Annotated in this window: 16 protein-coding genes; 8 read left to right on the top strand and 8 right to left on the bottom strand. The window is 74.0% G+C overall.

Annotated features, from left to right (window positions below):
• Nucleotides 1-181: 181 nt before the first annotated feature.
• From ACFWYM_RS42650 to ACFWYM_RS42665, 4 genes are all read right to left on the bottom strand, one after another.
• Entirely contained in the window at nt 182-1,402 is a 1,221-nt protein-coding gene (locus tag ACFWYM_RS42650; protein WP_384850457.1) for an MBL fold metallo-hydrolase, read from the bottom strand.
• Nucleotides 1,399-2,970: an aminotransferase class I/II-fold pyridoxal phosphate-dependent enzyme gene (locus tag ACFWYM_RS42655; RefSeq protein ID WP_384850460.1), complete on the bottom strand. Its 1,572-nt coding sequence runs from the start codon at nt 2,968-2,970 to the stop codon at nt 1,399-1,401. Before ACFWYM_RS42655 ends, ACFWYM_RS42650 begins: the two co-directional genes overlap by 4 nt.
• Before the next feature lie 101 nt (nt 2,971-3,071).
• Entirely contained in the window at nt 3,072-3,641 is a 570-nt protein-coding gene (locus ACFWYM_RS42660; RefSeq protein ID WP_384850463.1) for a hypothetical protein, read from the bottom strand.
• A gap of 180 nt (nt 3,642-3,821) precedes the next feature.
• Nucleotides 3,822-4,541 carry an ANTAR domain-containing response regulator gene (locus tag ACFWYM_RS42665; protein ID WP_384850466.1) on the bottom strand — a complete coding sequence of 240 codons (720 nt, stop codon included), beginning with the start codon at nt 4,539-4,541 and terminating at the stop codon, nt 3,822-3,824.
• Nucleotides 4,542-4,618: 77 nt separating this feature from the next.
• On the opposite strand from ACFWYM_RS42665, the gene ACFWYM_RS42670 reads away from it, so the two are divergent.
• Complete coding sequence (locus ACFWYM_RS42670) at nt 4,619-5,746, top strand: PAS domain-containing protein (RefSeq protein ID WP_384850469.1); 1,128 nt, start codon at nt 4,619-4,621, stop codon at nt 5,744-5,746.
• A gap of 54 nt (nt 5,747-5,800) precedes the next feature.
• Here ACFWYM_RS42670 and ACFWYM_RS42675 read toward each other — a convergent pair whose 3' ends face one another.
• Both ACFWYM_RS42675 and ACFWYM_RS42680 read right to left on the bottom strand, forming a co-directional pair.
• Nucleotides 5,801-6,757: an RNA polymerase sigma factor SigF gene (locus ACFWYM_RS42675; RefSeq protein ID WP_384850472.1), complete on the bottom strand. Its 957-nt coding sequence runs from the start codon at nt 6,755-6,757 to the stop codon at nt 5,801-5,803.
• Between the two features lie 216 nt (nt 6,758-6,973).
• Nucleotides 6,974-7,105: a hypothetical protein gene (locus ACFWYM_RS42680; protein WP_384850475.1), complete on the bottom strand. Its 132-nt coding sequence runs from the start codon at nt 7,103-7,105 to the stop codon at nt 6,974-6,976.
• Nucleotides 7,106-7,279: 174 nt separating this feature from the next.
• Between ACFWYM_RS42680 and ACFWYM_RS42685 the strand changes: the two genes are divergently transcribed.
• A complete protein-coding gene (locus tag ACFWYM_RS42685) occupies nt 7,280-7,723 on the top strand; it encodes a CBS domain-containing protein (protein WP_384850478.1) in 444 nt (147 codons plus the stop codon).
• On the opposite strand, the gene ACFWYM_RS42690 is transcribed toward ACFWYM_RS42685, so the two are convergent.
• Complete coding sequence (locus ACFWYM_RS42690) at nt 7,724-8,299, bottom strand: TIGR03086 family metal-binding protein (protein ID WP_384850481.1); 576 nt, start codon at nt 8,297-8,299, stop codon at nt 7,724-7,726.
• Nucleotides 8,300-8,514: 215 nt separating this feature from the next.
• On the opposite strand from ACFWYM_RS42690, the gene ACFWYM_RS42695 reads away from it, so the two are divergent.
• Genes ACFWYM_RS42695 through ACFWYM_RS42710 form a run of 4 tightly spaced genes read left to right on the top strand, consistent with a single transcriptional unit; the run spans nt 8,515 to nt 11,455 of the window.
• Nucleotides 8,515-8,736 (top strand): ferrous iron transport protein A, encoded by a 222-nt coding sequence (locus tag ACFWYM_RS42695; RefSeq protein WP_384850484.1) that lies wholly within the window; start codon nt 8,515-8,517, stop codon nt 8,734-8,736.
• A complete protein-coding gene (feoB, locus tag ACFWYM_RS42700; protein WP_384850490.1) occupies nt 8,729-10,717 on the top strand; it encodes a ferrous iron transport protein B in 1,989 nt (662 codons plus the stop codon). Before ACFWYM_RS42695 ends, feoB begins: the two co-directional genes overlap by 8 nt.
• Nucleotides 10,714-11,088 (top strand): FeoC-like transcriptional regulator, encoded by a 375-nt coding sequence (locus ACFWYM_RS42705; RefSeq protein WP_384850493.1) that lies wholly within the window; start codon nt 10,714-10,716, stop codon nt 11,086-11,088. The genes feoB and ACFWYM_RS42705 overlap by 4 nt, the downstream gene beginning before the upstream one ends.
• The gene (locus tag ACFWYM_RS42710) at nt 11,069-11,455 is read left to right on the top strand and encodes a VOC family protein (RefSeq protein WP_384850495.1); all 387 of its coding nucleotides are present in this window, start codon (nt 11,069-11,071) and stop codon (nt 11,453-11,455) included. The genes ACFWYM_RS42705 and ACFWYM_RS42710 overlap by 20 nt, the downstream gene beginning before the upstream one ends.
• Here ACFWYM_RS42710 and ACFWYM_RS42715 read toward each other — a convergent pair.
• A complete protein-coding gene (locus ACFWYM_RS42715) occupies nt 11,452-13,080 on the bottom strand; it encodes an ABC-F family ATP-binding cassette domain-containing protein (protein WP_384850498.1) in 1,629 nt (542 codons plus the stop codon). The two genes, ACFWYM_RS42710 and ACFWYM_RS42715, sit on opposite strands and share 4 nt — an antisense overlap.
• Nucleotides 13,081-13,281: 201 nt before the next feature.
• On the opposite strand from ACFWYM_RS42715, the gene ACFWYM_RS42720 reads away from it, so the two are divergent.
• Both ACFWYM_RS42720 and ACFWYM_RS42725 read left to right on the top strand, forming a co-directional pair.
• Nucleotides 13,282-14,538 (top strand): alkaline phosphatase D family protein, encoded by a 1,257-nt coding sequence (locus tag ACFWYM_RS42720; RefSeq protein WP_384850501.1) that lies wholly within the window; start codon nt 13,282-13,284, stop codon nt 14,536-14,538.
• A 90-nt stretch (nt 14,539-14,628) separates the two neighbouring features.
• Nucleotides 14,629-16,119, top strand: a complete 1,491-nt coding sequence (locus ACFWYM_RS42725) for a bifunctional phosphatase PAP2/diacylglycerol kinase family protein (protein WP_384850504.1) — start codon at nt 14,629-14,631, stop codon at nt 16,117-16,119.
• Nucleotides 16,120-16,152 lie beyond the last annotated feature (33 nt).

Below are 16,152 nucleotides of genomic sequence, written 5' to 3' on the forward strand. Positions count from 1 at the left end.
TCATCAAGACCATGAAGGACACCGGCGCCGACATGAGCGTCAAATACAAGGAGACCGCCCGCGGCGGCCTCGCCGTCAACATCATCGAATGCTGATGAGGGTCTGAGTCCGGCTGAGTCCGACTGAGTCCGGCCTGAGTCCGGCCTGAGTACGAGTCGCCCTCTGCCTGTGCAGGGGCGGCCTATCGACATGGCGACCTGGTGAGGACGCGTGACGCCCCCACCGGCAGGTCCCACAAGTCCTCCCGCGCCAGGCCCGTCTTCTCCCAGGCCGCCCGTACCCGCGTCAGCGGTTCCAGGACCGGTTCGGCCGAGAGGAGGAAGGTGCCCCAGTGCATGGGGGCCATGCGGTGGGCGCCGAGGTCGAGGGTGGCCTGGACCGCCTCCTCCGGGTCGCAGTGGACGTCGCGCAGCCACCAGCGCGGGTCGTACGCGCCGATCGGGAGCAGGGCGAGGTCGATGCCGGGATAGCGGGCGCCGATGCGTCCGAACCAGTGGCCGTAGCCGGTGTCGCCCGCGAAGTAGATCCGTCGGCCGTGGGCGTCGGTGAGGACCCAGCCGCCCCACAGCGTGCGGCAGGTGTCCGTCAGGCTGCGCTTGGACCAGTGGTGCGCGGGCACGAAGTCGAAGCGGACGCCGCCGAGTTCGGCGCCCTCCCACCAGTCCAGCTCGATGACGCGGGTGAAGCGGCGCCGGGTGAACCAGCGGGCGAGGCCCGCCGGGACGAGGACGGGGGTGTCGCGCGGGAGCCTTCGGAGGGTGGGGGCGTCCAGGTGGTCGTAGTGGTTGTGGCTGATGACGACCGCGTCGATGGCGGGAAGTGAGGACCAGGCCACGCCCACGGGGGTGACGCGGGCGGGGGTGCCGAGGATCTTGCGGGACCAGACCGGGTCGGTCAGGACCGTGAGGCCGCCGATGCGCACGACCCAACTGGCGTGTCCCGCCCAGGTGACGGCCACGGTGTCGGCATCGACGCGGGGCAGCGGGCCGGGTTCGAAGGGCAGCCGCGGGATGTCCGTGAGCGCCTCGGCGGGCGGGCGCACCGCGCCCTCCCTCGCGAACCTGGCGAGGGCCCGGATCCCGGGCAGCGGCGCGGTGAGCCGGTCGGCGAAGGACTTGGGCCACAGGCGGGGGCGGGGGCGCGTGCCGGTGTCGGGGGCGCGGGCGGGGACCGGGGTGGGGAGGACGTGGAGGGTGGTGCGCCGGGTGTCGGCGGCTCCGCCTGTGGCGGTTTCTGTGGCCGTGCCTGTAGCCGTGCCTGTAGCCGCGCCCGTTCGGTGTGCTCGTTCGGGGTCCGTCGGCTCCAGTGGCTCCAGTGTCTGCTGTCCCGGCTGTGCGCCCTGGGTGCGCTGGGTGCGCTGGGTCTGTTGCGCCTGCTGCGCCTGTTGTGCCTGCTGCGTCATCGAGGAGGCTCCATTCGCTGTGCATCCGCGCGGAGATCGTCGAAGGTCGACCTGAAAATGCTCAACGCTCGTTCGACGTGCGGCAATTCCAGGGGATCCGGTGAGGTGAGCGACTTCATGCACTCCTGAGGGGTGGAGCCGAGGAGCGGTGCCGTGGACAGCCGTACGCGCAGGGCGGCGAGCTCGTCGCCGAAGCGGTGGGCACCCGGTGCGGGCATGCCGAGCCGCTCGCCGAGGTAGTCCTCCAGCTCCTGCGCGTCGCCGACGGAGCGCTCCGCGAGCGCGGGCCGCAGCGGCTCCAGGTCGACGTAGAGGTGGCGGCCCGCGCGGGGCGGCCGGGCGAGGGCGCCGGCGGCGAGCACCGCGTCGCGGACGGCGGCGGCCACGCGCGCGTGCAGCCGGGTCGCCGTGGTGAGGCGCTCGCTGATCTCGTCGGGCTCCCCCAGTGCGTAGGCCGCGGCGGCGGCGACCGGGGCCGCGAGGCGGGCGCCGAGCGCGGTGAGCACATCGAGCGTGCGGGCGCGCAGCGCGGCGCCTTCGGAGGTGGTGGGGAAGCGGGCGACGGCGGCCGGGAGCGCCGGTGGCAGGAACGCACCCGAGAGGTCGCTGAGGACGGTCACCCGGGCGTGGTCCATCTCGGCGGGGCCGATCAGGACGGTGTCGTGCGGGCGGTGCAGTGTGTCGCGCCAGGTCTCGTCGCTGACGATGTGGAGCCCCTCGCCCGCTGCGGCCTCGACCGCCTCGTGCAGGACTTCCGGGGGCGCCACGGTGGCGGTGGGGTCGTCGGCGACGGACAGCACGAGCACCCGTGGGGCGCCGCCCTCGGCGCGGACCCGGCGGACGGTCTCCAACAGGGCGTACGGGTCGGGGACTCCGCCGCACTCCGCCGGGGTCGGCACGTGGTACACGGAGGCGCCGAGCGACCGGGCCTGCGGCGCCCACCACGCGGGGCAGGGGCGCGGCAGCAGGACGTCGCCCCCGCCGAGGGCGGCGGTCAGCGCGAGCAGCAGGACGGGCGCGCCGGGCGCGGCGGCGACCTGGCCCCGCTCCACCGGCAGCCCCCGCCGCGACCAGTACCCGCACGCGGCGTCGAGGAGGGCCGGGTCCCCACCGACGGGTTCGGCCCGGCTCCGCCCCGCCGCGGCGGCGACGGCGGCGGTCAGCTCAGGCAGCACGGGGAGCCCGGGCTCGGGCGCAGGCGGACCGAAACGGACGGGGCCGGTGCCTTTGGGGAGCACGAATACGGAGACGGGGCCCACCTCACCGTCGACGCCCGACTCCGCACGGACAGGGCCCACCTCACCGTCGACGCCCAGCCACACGGGGACGGGGCTCGCCTTCTCGGAGCCAGGCCCTCCAGGGACGGAGCCCGCCCCATCGGCACCCGGCCCCACGCGGTCGGCATCCGCATCGCCGAGGCCCTGCCCCACGTGGTCGGCACCCGCAGCGTCGGCACCCGCTCCATCGCCACCCCGCCCCACAGGAACAGCACCCCCGCCGCCGCCCCCGGACGACGGCCCCGCGGGAGCGGGATCCGCTGGGTCCGGCTCCTCGGGCGTCCCTCGCATGTGTGCCTCCGTGCGGTGGGGACGGCCGGTGGGGGCCGTCCGGTGCGGGCCTCTGGGCTCTGCGTACCCAGGGGGTCGCCACTCCATCTGTCCGAGTGGCGTCAACTGTCCTGATTCACCCCCCGGCGCAGCCGGAGCGCGGCGGCGCCCATGACGCCCGCGATCAGGACGCCGCCGGTGAGGAGAGCGGTGCGGGAGTCCGTGAAGCTGCCGCCCTCCCCCGCGTGCACGCCGTGGCGCACGGGGGTGGAGCGGCTCACGGTGAAGGAGGCGTTCCACTGGCCGTCGCCGGGGCAGTTGCCGTCGACGCCCCAGTCGGACGTGGCGCCCACGGCGTTCGGGCCGCCCTCGAAGTTCCCGGCGGGTGCGATGCGGGCGGTGCCGTTGTAGGCGGGCCCTGCGATGTCGTCGTTGGCGTTGTCGACCAGGTGGAGCTGGGCCGCGCCCTGCTCGAACGCCTGCGAGTTGGCCTCGATGGTCTGGGGCGGCGAGGAGCCGGCCGCGGGGCACGACACGGAGATCGTGACGGTGCCGCCCGGGGCGATGGTGCGGGGGCTGACCTCGGCGGCGGCATCACCGGCGTACGCGGGGGCGGCGGCGAGGCCGAGGAGGGCGAGACCGGTCAGTGGGGCGAGGGCGGTGGCAGCGATGGCAGCGGTGAAGGTGCGCATGAGGCCATCACAGCGCGGCGCCGCCCCGTGCGCGCGGCGACCTGTGGCGAGGTGCGCCGAATGGGCTCAGCCCACCGTCCGCTCGCTCCAATTCTCTGCCCCCGAGGGGTGGGATTTCTCTGCCCCCGAGGGGGTGGGATCACCTCGGGGGCACTCGGGCGCGTCCCCGCAAGCAGGCGCTCAGCCTGTCCCAGGCGCCCGCGCCAGCGACTGCAGCTCCCGTTCGAGCCCCCGGCCCCGGGACGCCACCAGCGCGCCGGCCACGTCCGTGAGCTTGCGGTTCGTCGTCTGGGAGATGCGGCGCAGGACGGCGAACGCCGTGTCCTCGTCGCAGCCCCTGACGTGCATGACGATGCCGCACGCCTGGTCGACCACGGGGCGGTTGCGCAGCGCGGTGCTCAGGTGGTCCAGCTCGGTCAGCGCGGCGCGGTAGTGGCGGTCGCGCACCAGGCCGGTCGTGGCGAGGTCGCCGAGGACCCGGGCCGGGCCGTCGAGCGCGTCGTCAAGGGCGCCGGGGCGGAAGCTGAAAAGGGTGAGCGTGACGGTGAGCCCGGCCCGCAGAAAGGGCAGGGTGACGCTCGCCCGTACGCCGGAGTCGAGGGCCAGGGCGCGGTACTCGGGCCAGCGCGTCTCACGCAGCAGGTCCTCCGCGTCCACGGGGGCGCCGCCCTCGCGCGCGGCCAGGATGGGTCCGCTGCCGGAGCTCAGCTGGACGGCGACGAGCCCGGCCAGGTCGGGATGGGTGACGGCGGTGCGCTCCTCGACGCCGTCGGTGACGGTTGCGCTCGCCCCGCAGCACGCGGTGGTGCAGCGCACCGCCTGCTCGGCGAGTTCGATGATCCCACGTCCCGGCGGCACGGCCTCTGGTGCGAGCAGTTCCGGTTCCGTCTTCGTGGACATGAGCTCTGCCACCTCCTCTCTTTGCGGATTCCCGGTGAGGTGTCGGGGAAACAGGCGCGAGCGGCTACGTTCGTCGCATGGCACCAGCTGATGAGTTCGGCGAGCAGCTCGGCGACTTCATGCGCCGAGTCGGCGAGTTGAGGGCGGCGCGCTCCGTTCCGTCCGAGGATCTGTACACCGTGCTGGACGCGGCGCTCTTCGAACTGGACCACGTGGCCGAGGAGTTGTGGCCGCGTTACGAGCAACTCGTCTCGGGCCGGGGCCCGGGGGCGAACAACACGGACCGGGACGAGCACCAGCTGCTGCGGGCGATCTTCCAGCGGCTGCCGCTCCCGGTCGCCCTGCTGGACCGCGACACCGTGGTACGCCGCATGAACTTCGCCGCCGCGGGCTTCACCGGCGTCCGCGCGGGCTACGCCACCGGCAGGCCGCTGACCGGACTCCTGGTGCACGCCGACCGGGTGGCGTTCCGCTCCCAGGCGGCGGCGGTGGCCCGCGGCGAGGGCGACAGGAGCCTGACGGTGCGCCTGCAGATCCAGCCGCGCACGCCGGTGCGGGTGACCCTGGCGGGGCTGCGTCCCGGCAAGGAGCCGCGCATGGCGGTCCTGGCCGTGCTGCAGCAGGACGTCCCGGCGGCACGCAGGACCGGGCCCGCGCAGGGCGGCGGCCCGGTGCCGGACCTCGACGAGGCGAGCCGGCACGTGGCGCTGACGGACCTGGCGGACACCATGACGGCGACGCTCCTGACGGCTCCCGCGGGCGACCGTGCGGTGGTCCTGGAGGGGGCGGCGAAGGCCCTGTACGAGCGGTTCGCGGACTGGGTGGTGGCCGACGAGGGCGCCCGGCGGCCGCGCCGCGTGGCCGTCCTCGGGCGGGACGACGCGCTCGTGCGGGATGTGCGCGCGCAGGATCCCGCCGCGTGCCCCCTCGTGGTGGAGGCGGCGCGCGGCGGGGGCCTCGCGCTGCAGATCCGCCCGGAGGACCCGGACGGCTTCGGCCGGGACGCCTCCGGCGCGCACGTCCTCGTACGCGCGGAGGTGACGTCCCTGCTGTGCGTGCCGCTGGCGGCGCGGCCCGACGGACCGGTGGAGGGTGTGCTCACGCTCTTCCGGTGCGGGCCGCGCCTCGCGTTCTCGATGGCCGAGGCGAAGGCCGTCGACATGATGTCCCGTCATGTGGCGCTGGCGCTGCGCCGGATCACCTGACGTCGACCACGCCACGTCAGCCGCTGCGCCGCGTCAACCGCTGCGCCGCGTCAACTACGCGGCGTCGCGCATGACTTGCTCGCGCAGCTGTTCGCAGCTGCGGCTGATCAGGCGGGAGACGTGCATCTGGGAGATGCCGAACCGCTCGGCGATGCGGCTCTGTGTCATGTCGTGGAAGAACCGCAGAAAGAGGATGTCCCGTTCGCGCTGGGGCAGTTGGCGCAGGCGCGGGGTGACGGCGACGCGGTCCACGACGACGTCGAGCGCCGGGTCCGGTCCGCCGAGCGCGTCGCGCAGCGCGTATCCGTCCTCGCTGCCGGGGAGTTCGGCGTCGAGGGAGAGCGCGGTGAAGGAGTCGAGCGCCTCCAGGCCGGTCGCCGCGTCCTCCTCGCTCATCTGCGCCTGCTCGGCGATCTCGGCGAGGGTCGGGGCGCGCCCGGAGATGGTGTGGGCCAGGTCGTGGCGGGCGAACCGCACGCGGTTGCGCAGGTCCTGGACGCGGCGCGGCACGTGCAGGGTCCACATGTGGTCGCGGAAGTGGCGCTTGATCTCGCCGGTGATGGTGGGCACGGCGAAGCTCTCGAACGCGGAGCCGCGCCGGGGATCGTAGCGGTCGACGGCCTTGACCAGGCCGAGCGCCGCCACCTGGCGCAGGTCGTCGAAGGACTCGCCGCGGCCGCGGAAGCGGCCGGCCAGCCGGTCGGCCATGGGCAGCCAGACGCGGACGAGTTCGTCGCGCAGTTCGTCGCGCTCCGGCCCCTCGGGCAGGCCGACGAGGCGGCGGAAGTCCGCCGCGGTGTCGGGGGCGTCGTCGTGCGGGTGACGCTTCGAGGCGGATCGCGCGGGCCTCGTGGAGGGCTTCCTGGACGGGTGCGCGGGTGGCGCGGAGGGCTTCGTGGCCGAGTGCGTCGCGGAGTTTCCGGAGGGCCGCGGGCCCGGCTTGGAGACGGACTTCGAGCAGGTGCGTGCGGAGGTCTTCCGGAAGGACGCGGGGGATACGTCGGATCGCATACTGGATCCCAACTCCCTTGTCGGTGCCGTGACATGCGGGTCACCGTGGGAGAGCGCGCGCCGACATGACGGGGCACACCCGGGGTGGGGCCGCAGCCGCTCCCACGGACGTGCCTGTAGGTCCGAAGCACTGTCTTTCCGACTGCCCACGCGAGCCGTCGCCAAACACCGCGGGTCCCCGGGCGGAGCCCGGGAACCCCCTTCCGGCCCTGCCTCTCACAGCGCGCGACGGATGCCGTCCGGCTCGTCGGCGTGCTTCGCGGGCGGCAGCAGCAACTCCTCGTACCGGCCGAGTGCCAGGACAACGCCCAGCATCACGAACGGAATCAACACAGCGAGTACCGCCATGACCCCTTCACCACCAGATACTTGACTGTGGGGGGTGGTGCTGGGGTCCGGGTCTCCCCGCCACCGCGGCACAAACCGGCACAGGTGGTCCGTGTCACAGCGGCGTACGCGGGTACGCGGGAGCGGCGAAGAAACTGACGGATCGAGGCAACGTTGAGAAGGGCCCACGAAGCCATGGCTGAATTCGTGAGGGACGTCATGACGTCGGGCGTCGTGGCGGTGCGCCCCGACGCCTCGCTGGTCGAGGCCGCGCAACTGATGCGGGCGCAGGACATCGGCGATGTCCTGGTGGCGGCAGAGGGGCAGGTCATCGGAGTGCTCACCGACCGGGACATCACTCTCCGCGCCGTCGCCGACGGCGCGGATCCGCTGACGGTCAGCGCGCACGCGGTGTGCAGCCCGAACCCCGTGGTGGTCGGGCCGGACGACGCGGTCGCGACGGCCGTGACCCTGATGCGCGACCACGCGGTGCGGCGGCTGCCCGTCGTCGTGGACGGTGAGGCCGTGGGCATGGTGAGCCTCGGGGACCTGGCCCTCGCCCGGGACCCCGGCTCCGCGCTCGCCGACATCAGCGGCGCGACGCCCGAGGGCGGGCAGTGCGACGGCGTGCTGCCCTGACTAGGGGTTGCGGCCCAGCAGGCAGAGGAGTTTGGTCTGCACGTCGGCGCCCGGCGGCGGCGTCACGGGCGTGGCGAACAGGCCGCTCTTCTCCAACTCGGCCGCATACGGCGTGACTTCCCGTACGGCGAAGTCGACGAGGGCCGCCGGCAGCCGCTCGTCGGCGCCGATGGCCCGGGACAGGTCCCAGGCGTGCACCACCAGGTCGGTGACCATCTGGCCGCAGTAGAAGGCGGCCTGAGTGGCGCCGTACGAGAGCTCGACGGTGCGCTCCAGGGCGTCCGGTTCGCCGAACGCCGCACGGGCGCCGGCCGCCGCGGTGTCCCAGGACGTGACGGGGTCGGGGCCGAGCATGTCGCCGTCGAAGGTGTCGCCCACGACGGCGGGGCTCTCGCCGTCGCGCACCAGCGGGGGCACCCACAGCTGCTCGACCGTGAGGTGGTTGACGAGGTCGCGCACGGCCCAGTCGGCGCACGGCGTGGCCGCGTCCCACTGGTCGGAGCCGATGGCGTGCACCCTCTCGGTGAACAGGTCGAGCGCTTCGCCGTGCCGGGTCAGAATCGGGTTCTCAGGCATACGTTCCATGGTGCGCCTGTGCTGTCGCCGGGACCACAGGGCTTTGGAGCTCGCCCTCGCCCACGCCCCCTCGGCGCTCGCAGGGGGCGCGCCGAAAGTCCCTGCGCACAGGCCAAAAGCCCCTGATAGCGCGTGAAATGCCAGCTTTTACCAATGTTTGCCCATAGACCCCCGAACAGGGACTTAGCCTGACCTAAGTTCCCAAGGAGGTCTTCATGGTCCTGCACGGCTGCGCCCCCGGCGCCCGGGTCCGACTCACGCATGTGACCGTCCCCGCCGGTGAGCGGCTCAGACTCGCCGAGCTGGGCTTCATCCGGGGCGCCGAGCTGCGGGTCCTCGGCCGCGGCGCGACCGGCGGGCTCTTCGTGGGGCTCGGCGACGCGCGCATCGCGCTGGACACGGCCACCGCGCACGACCTGCACGTGAGCCATGCCTGAGACCCCCGCCGCCGTCCTGAACGGAACCCGTACGCTCGCGTCGTGCTGCGCGCCCGCTCCCCCGGCGACACCGCGCGCCCCTGCGGCCACCGTGGCGCTCGTGGGCAACCCCAACGTCGGCAAGTCCACCCTCTTCAACGCCCTCACCGGCGCCCGCCAGCACGTCGGCAACTGGCCCGGCAAGACGGTCCACGTGGCCACCGGCACCTGGCGCTCCGACGGCGCCGAGCTCGCCCTCGTGGACCTGCCCGGCACCTACAGCCTCGTACCACGCTCCCCCGACGAGGAGCTGACCCGCGAGCTGCTCACCGACGACGGCGCGGACGGCGCGGGGCGCCCGGACCTCGTCGTCGTCACCGCCGACGCCGCCGGCCTCGCGCGCAGCCTGTATCTGACCGCCGAGGTCCTGCAGACCGGCGTGCCGTGCGTGGTCGCGCTCACCATGACCGACGTGGCGCGGCGGCGCGGCATCGAGGTCGACGAGGCGGCGCTCGCACGGGAGTTGGGCGTCCCGGTGGTGCCGGTGCAGCCGCGCGGGCGCCGGGGCCTGGACGCGCTCGGCACCGCCGTACGGGAGGAGCTGGCGGCCGGGCGCACGCCGCCCGCTCCCCGCCTCGGCCCCGCCCCGGACGAGTCCGATCCCGAACTGGCGCTCGCCGAGGCCCGGTACGCCTGGGCGCACGCCGTGCTCGCCGCCACCCGCAGCCGCACGCACGGCGGGCGGCTCACGGTCTCCGACCGCGTCGACCGGGTGCTGACCTCGCGCTGGGGCGGCATCCCCTTCTTCCTCGGCGTGATGTGGCTGGTCTTCAACGCCACGACCGCCCTCGCCAAGCCGCTCCAGGACGGGCTCGGCGACTTCGTGTCCGGACCGGTGAGCGACGCGGCGAACGGCCGTCTCGACGCGCTGCACGCGCCGGGCTGGCTGCGCGGGTTCCTGGTCGACGGCCTCATCAACGGCGTCGGCCAGCTCCTCACCTTCGTGCCCCTGATGCTCATCATGTTCGTGCTGCTCGCGGTCCTGGAGGACTCCGGGTACATGGCGCGGGCCGCGTTCATCGTGGACCGCCTGATGCGCCGCCTCGGCCTTCCGGGCCGCGCCTTCCTGCCGATCATCGTGGGCTTCGGCTGCAACGTGCCCGCCCTCGCGGGCCTGCGCATCCTCGGCAACCCGCGCCAGCGGCTGCTGCTCGGCATGCTCATCCCGTACGTGACGTGCAGCGCGCGCCTCACGGTCTACGTCCTGCTCGCGAGCGTCTTCTTCGGCAGCCGGGCCGGGACGGTCGTGTTCGCCATGTACGTCCTCTCGGTCCTCCTCGTCATCGGCGTGGGCATGCTCCTTCGCCACTCCCTCTTCCGCGAACTGCGCGGCGAGGCCCTGGTGTTGGAGCTGCCGCCGTACCGCCTGCCCGCGCCCCGCGTGATCGCGGCGCAGACCTGGCAGAAGCTCCTCGCCTTCCTGAGGACCGCGAGCGGAGTGATCGTCGCGACGGTGACGGCGGTGTGGCTGCTCTCGGCGATCCCGCTGGGCGCGGCGGCCGGGACGGCCTTCGGCGAACCGCCCATCGAGAAGAGCGTGTTCGGCGCCGTCTCCCACACCGCGGCGCCCGTCTTCGCCCCGGCGGGCTTCGACGACTGGCACGCCGCGGCGGCCCTCGGCACGGGCTTCGTGGCGAAGGAGGCCGTGGTGTCGACGGTGGCGCAGACGTACAGCGCGGCCGAACCCGAATCCCCTGACCACGCGGGCACGTTGGGCACGGAGCTGCACGCGACCTTCGACCGCTCCTCCGGGGGCCATCCGATCCCGGCGGTCCTGGCCTTCATGGTGTTCCTGCTCGCGTACACGCCCTGCATGGCGACGATCGCCGCGCAGTGGCAGGAGATGGGCCCGCGCATGACCCTGCTCGCGGCCGGGATCCAGCTGTCGGTGGCCTGGCTGCTCGCGGTGGCGGTGTTCCAGGTGGGGAGCGTGTGGTGGTGAGCCCGGCGTCCGGCCCGCCCCCGAGCCCGCTGCGGCAGGTCCTGGCCGAGGTGCGCGCCACGCAGGGCAGCGTCCGGCCCGCGGACATCGCGGCCCGCGTGGGCGTCGACCCCGACGAGGCCGAGGCGATGATCGACTTCTGGGTGCGGCGGGGCGAGCTGACCCGCGAGGAGGTCAGCGGGGGCTGTCCCCCGGCCGGCTGCGGCGGCTGCGCGCTCGTCCAGGCGTGCGGGGGCGGGGGCCCGGCGGCACGGGCGGCGCACCGCCCGCTGCTCCTGACGGTGCGGCCGGCACGACGGGATCAGGAAACCCCCTCGCTGCGCGCGGCGCCCCTTCCCTACACTCCCCGCCATGGCATGCCGCATCAGTGAACTGATCCTCGACTGCGCCGACCCCGAGCGGCTCGCCGCGTTCTGGAGCGACGTCCTCGGCTACGTCGAACTCGGCCGGGAGGACGACGGAAGCATCGAGATCGGGCCGCCCGACAGGGGCTCAGGCGGCCTGCAGCCCACCCTGGTCCTCAGCCACAGCGACGACCCTCGCCCCGGGAAGCTCCCGCTGCACATAGACGTCAACCCCACCGACCGCGACCAGGACGCCGAGCTGGAGCGGCTGCTCGCCCTCGGCGCCAGACCCGCCGACGTCGGCCAGACCGGCGACGAGAGCTGGCACGTCCTGGCCGACCCCGAGGGCAACGTGTTCTGCCTCCTGCGCGCCCGGCTGGCGGAGAAGCCCTAGCGGGCCCGCTCCACGCGCCGCTCGTCCCAGACCGGCTCCGGCGTCTCGCGGACCTGGCCGTCGCTGCCGAAGACCAGGTAGCGGTCGAAGGCGCGGGCGAACCAGCGGTCGTGCGTGACGGCGAGGACCGTGCCCTGGAACGCCTCGAGGCCCTCCTGCAGCGCCTCGGCCGACTCCAGGTCGAGGTTGTCGGTCGGCTCGTCGAGCAGCAGGGCCGTGCAGCCCGCGAGCTCCAGGAGCAGGATCTGGAAGCGGGCCTGCTGGCCGCCGGAGAGCCGCTCGAAGTTCTGCTCGGCCTGCCCCGTCAGCTCGTAGCGGCGCAGCCGCGACATCGCCGCGCCCCGGTCCTGGGCGTGCTCGCGCCACAGGATGTCGAGCAGCGGGCGTCCGAAGAGCTCGGGGTGGGCGTGGGTCTGCGCGAAGTGGCCGGGCACGACGCGGGCGCCGAGCTTCCACGCGCCCGTGTGCGCGACGGGATGCTCGGAGTCCCCCGCGAGGAGCCGCAGGAAGTGGGACTTGCCGGAGCCGTTGGACCCGAGGACGGCGACCCGCTCCCCGTAGAAGACCTCCAGGTCGAAGGGCTTCATCAGGCCGGTGAGTTCGAGCCCTTCGCAGGTCACGGCCCGGACGCCGGTACGGCCGCCTTGAAGGCGCATGGTGATGTCCTGCTCGCGCGGCGGCTCCGGGGGCGGTCCGGCCTCCTCGAACTTCCGCAGCCGGGTCTGCGCGGCGTGATAGCGGGACGCCATTTCGTGGCTCACGTCGGCGGCCTGGCGCAGCGTGCGCACCAGCTTCTTCAGCTGCTCGTGCTTCTCGTCCCAGCGGCGCCGCAGCTCCTCGAAGCGCGCGAAGCGGGCTTTGCGGGCCTCGTGGTACGTGGCGAAGCTGCCGCCGTGCACCCAGGCGTCGGCGCCGCCGGGGCTCTGCTCGACGCTGATGATCTTCTGGGCGGCGCGGGCGAGGAGCTCCCGGTCGTGCGAGACGAACAGGACGGTCTTGCGGGTCTCCTTGAGCCGCTCCTCCAGCCAGCGCTTTCCCGGTACGTCGAGGTAGTTGTCCGGCTCGTCCAGGAGCAGCACCTCGTCGGTGCCGCGCAGCAGGGCCTCCAGCACGAGCCGCTTCTGCTCGCCGCCGGAGAGGGTGCGGACCTCGCGGAACTGCGCCTTGTCGTACGGGACGCCGAGCGCGGCCGTGGTGCAGATGTCCCAGAGGGTCTCGGCCTCGTACCCCTGCACCTCCGCCCAGTCGGAGAGGGCCTGGGCGTACTGGATCTGGGCGGCCTCGTCGTCGACGGTCATGATCGCGTGCTCGGCGACGTCGACGGCGCGGGCGGCCTCGCGGATGCGGGGCGTGGCGACGGAGACGAGGAGGTCGCGGACAGTCGTCTCGTCGCGCACGGAGCCCACGAACTGCGGCATGACGCCGAGTCCGCCGCTGACCGTGACGGTGCCGCCGTGCGGCTGGAGCTCGCCGGAGATGAGCCTCAGGAGCGTGGTCTTGCCCGCGCCGTTGGCGCCGACGAGGGCGACGACCGAGCCGTCGCCGACGCGGAAGGAGACATCACCGAGAAGGGCCCTCCCGTCGGGGAGGTAGTACTCGATGTGTGCGGCTTCCAGGTATCCCATGAGCGGGATTCTCCGGGGCGGGGCGGGACGGAGGCAAACGCGTTTCCCGGTCCCCGGCCTGCGCCCGGCCACCGGCCGCGCTCCGCCCGCTCCGGACGGGGTCCGCCGGCCCCGGTCGTCGCTAGTCTCGAAGGGACGCCGCCGGGACCGCGAAGGGTCGCCGTCGGCGTACACGTCGGCGTACGAGCAGGGGGGTGCCCCATGGCCCGGTCGGTGAAGAGCGTCTGGGCGGGCGGACTGACCCACACCGGCGTCACGGTCCTCGCCACGACGGCCCCGGCCACGGCCGGTTCGCTGCGGGTGGCGGAGAACGAGGCGATGACCGGGGCGGCGACCTACGGCCCGGTCGCCCCGGACGCCCAGGGCCACCTCCGCTTCCGGATCACGGGCCTGACGGCGGCGACTCGCTACTGGTACGTCGTCGACGACGGCGAGCCGAACACCTCGTACAAGGGGACCTTCCGCACGCACCCCGGCCCGCCCGGCGAGCCGCTCTCCTACATCTTCGGCGCGGCGGGCGACGCCGGGCTCACGGGCGAGGGCGACGAGGCGACGGTCACGCGCGCGGTCAGCAACGGCTTCGTGTTCCCGACGATGGTCCGGCAGTCCCTGGCGGAGCAGTGGTGCTGGTTCTCCCACCTCGGGGACCTGCACTACCGCAACATCAGGACGAACAGCCCGGCGCTGTACCGGGCCGCGTACGACGACAACCTCAACTACAACAAGGGCGTGAACCCGGCGGCGCGGCAGGGCCGGTTCCTGCGCACCCAGGCGGTCACCTACGTCTGGGACGACCACGACTTCGGCCCGAACAACTCCGACCGCACCAACCCGGGCAGGCCCGCGGCCCAGAAGGTCTACCGCGAGTACGTCCCCTCGTACCCCCTGCCCGACCGGGCGGGCATCCACCACTCCTGGCAGGTGGGCCGCGTCCTCTACGTCGCCGCGGACGTCCGCTCCTTCCGCGACCCGAACACGGCACCGGCCCAGCCGTCCAAGACGATGATCGGCCCCAAGCAGAAGGCGTGGCTGGAGGCCCTCCTCACCGGCGCCGGGGCGGCGGGCGCCGAGGTCCTGGTCTGGCAGTCCCCGTCCCGCTGGGTGGGCGGCACCGACACCTGGGACTCGTTCCGCCACGAACGCGAGGAGATGATCCAGCTGTTCGGCGACACGGGCTGGCTGGACCGCATGCTGTTCCTGACGGCCGACATGCACGCCCTGTCGATCTGCTCGGGCCCCCACAACCCGTACGGCCGCTTCCCCATGTTCATGTTCGCGTCCATGGACTCCGGGTCCTGGGACACGGGCAGCGAGTACGACATCGGCTCGGTGGCGGGCCGCCGCCAGTACGGGACGGTGCGCGTCGAGGACGCCGGGGACACCATCACCCTGACGGGGACGGGCTACCACGACGGGACGGCCCGGATGAGCCATGCCGTGCAGGTGCACGTCGGCTAGGGCGTCGGCCGGTGGCCGGCAGCGCATGGCCCCTTCGGCCGCCGGGAGCGGAGCGGGCACGATCAGGGACGGGTGGGGTACCCGAGCCCCATGACAGCCGACGCGCACGACGCGCACCCAGGCACCCGCTCCCGACTGCTCGCCCTCGACAGCCGCCTCTTCCACGCCGTCGCCAGCCGCCACTGGCCCGGCGGGGACCGGCTGCTCCCGCGGCTGAGCCACAGCGCCAACCACGGGGTCCTCTGGTTCGCGGCCGCCGCCGGGATCGCGGCCACCCGGACGCCCCGGGCCCGGCGTGCCGCCGCCCGGGGCACCGCCTCGCTCGCACTCGCCTCCGCCACCATCAACACCCTCGGCAAGCGCTCGGTGCGCAGGCCGCGGCCGCTGCTCGACGCCGTGCCGCTGATACGGCAGTTGAAGCGGCAGCCGCTGACCACGTCGTTCCCCTCGGGGCACTCCGCCTCGGCCGCCGCCTTCGCCACCGGGGTGGCCCTGGAGTCGGGGGCGTGGGGTGCGGCGCTCGCGCCGGTCGCGGCCGGGGTCGCGCTGTCCCGCGTCTACACCGGGGTGCACTTCCCGAGCGATGTGCTCGCCGGGGCGGCGCTCGGGGCGGGTGCCGCGTTCGCCGTACGCGGGCTCGTGCCGACCCGGTCCCAGCTGCCGCCGCCCGGCCGGCCGCGTGCCGACGCCCCCGCGCTGCCCGGCGGGCGGGGGCTCGCCGTGGTCGTCAACGACGGGGCCCGCACCGCAGAGCGTTCGCGCGCCCTGCGCGACGCGCTCCCTCTCGCCTCCTTCACGACCTGCGAACCCGGCGAGCTGGAACGGGAGTTGGAGAAGGCCGTCGAACGGGGGGCGCGGGCGCTCGGCGTGTGCGGGGGCGACGGGTCGGTCAACGCGGCCGTGGGGGTCGCCGTCCGGCACGGTCTGCCTCTCGCCGTGCTGCCCGGCGGTACGTACAACCACTTCGCGTACGACATCGGGGTCGAGGGTCCGCGCGAGCTGAGCCGTGCGGTGGAGTGCGGTGACGCCGTCGCCGTCGACCTCGGCCGCTTCACCACGGAGACGGCGGACGGGCCGCGTCAGGGCCACTTCCTCAACACCCTTTCCCTGGGCGTCTATCCGGACCTCGTGCGGCGCCGTGCCCGCTGGGCGCACCGCGTCGGCGGCTGGCCCGCGGGGGTGCTCGCGGCCGCGCGGGTGCTGCGCGGCGACGGGAAGCCGATGCGCGCCGAGTTCCGGGGGCGCACGCGCGCCCTGTGGCTGCTGTTCGTGGGCAACTGCGTCTACCACCGGCTCGGGCCCGCCCCGGGCCGCCGCTTCGACCTCGCGGACGGCCTGCTCGACGTCCGCCTGGTGCACGGCGGCCGCAGGCCCGGCACCCGGCTGCTCGCGGCCGCGCTCGCCGGGCCCCTCAAGCACTCCCCGGCGCAGGCGGCCGTGCGGATGCGGCGCCTGCGGGTGGACGGCGTCGCGCCGGGCACGGCCATGGCGTACGACGGTGAAGTGGCGCTGATCCAGGGTGAGTTGACGGTGGAGAAGGTGCCCGAGGCGGTCATCGTCTACCGGCCGCTCCCCGGCTAGGGGGATGGAGGGGCCGCACACACGACGTCCATA

Origin of the sequence: Streptomyces sp. NPDC059009 (genome assembly GCF_042740175.1) — a bacterium.
Lineage (GTDB): Bacteria > Actinomycetota > Actinomycetes > Streptomycetales > Streptomycetaceae > Streptomyces.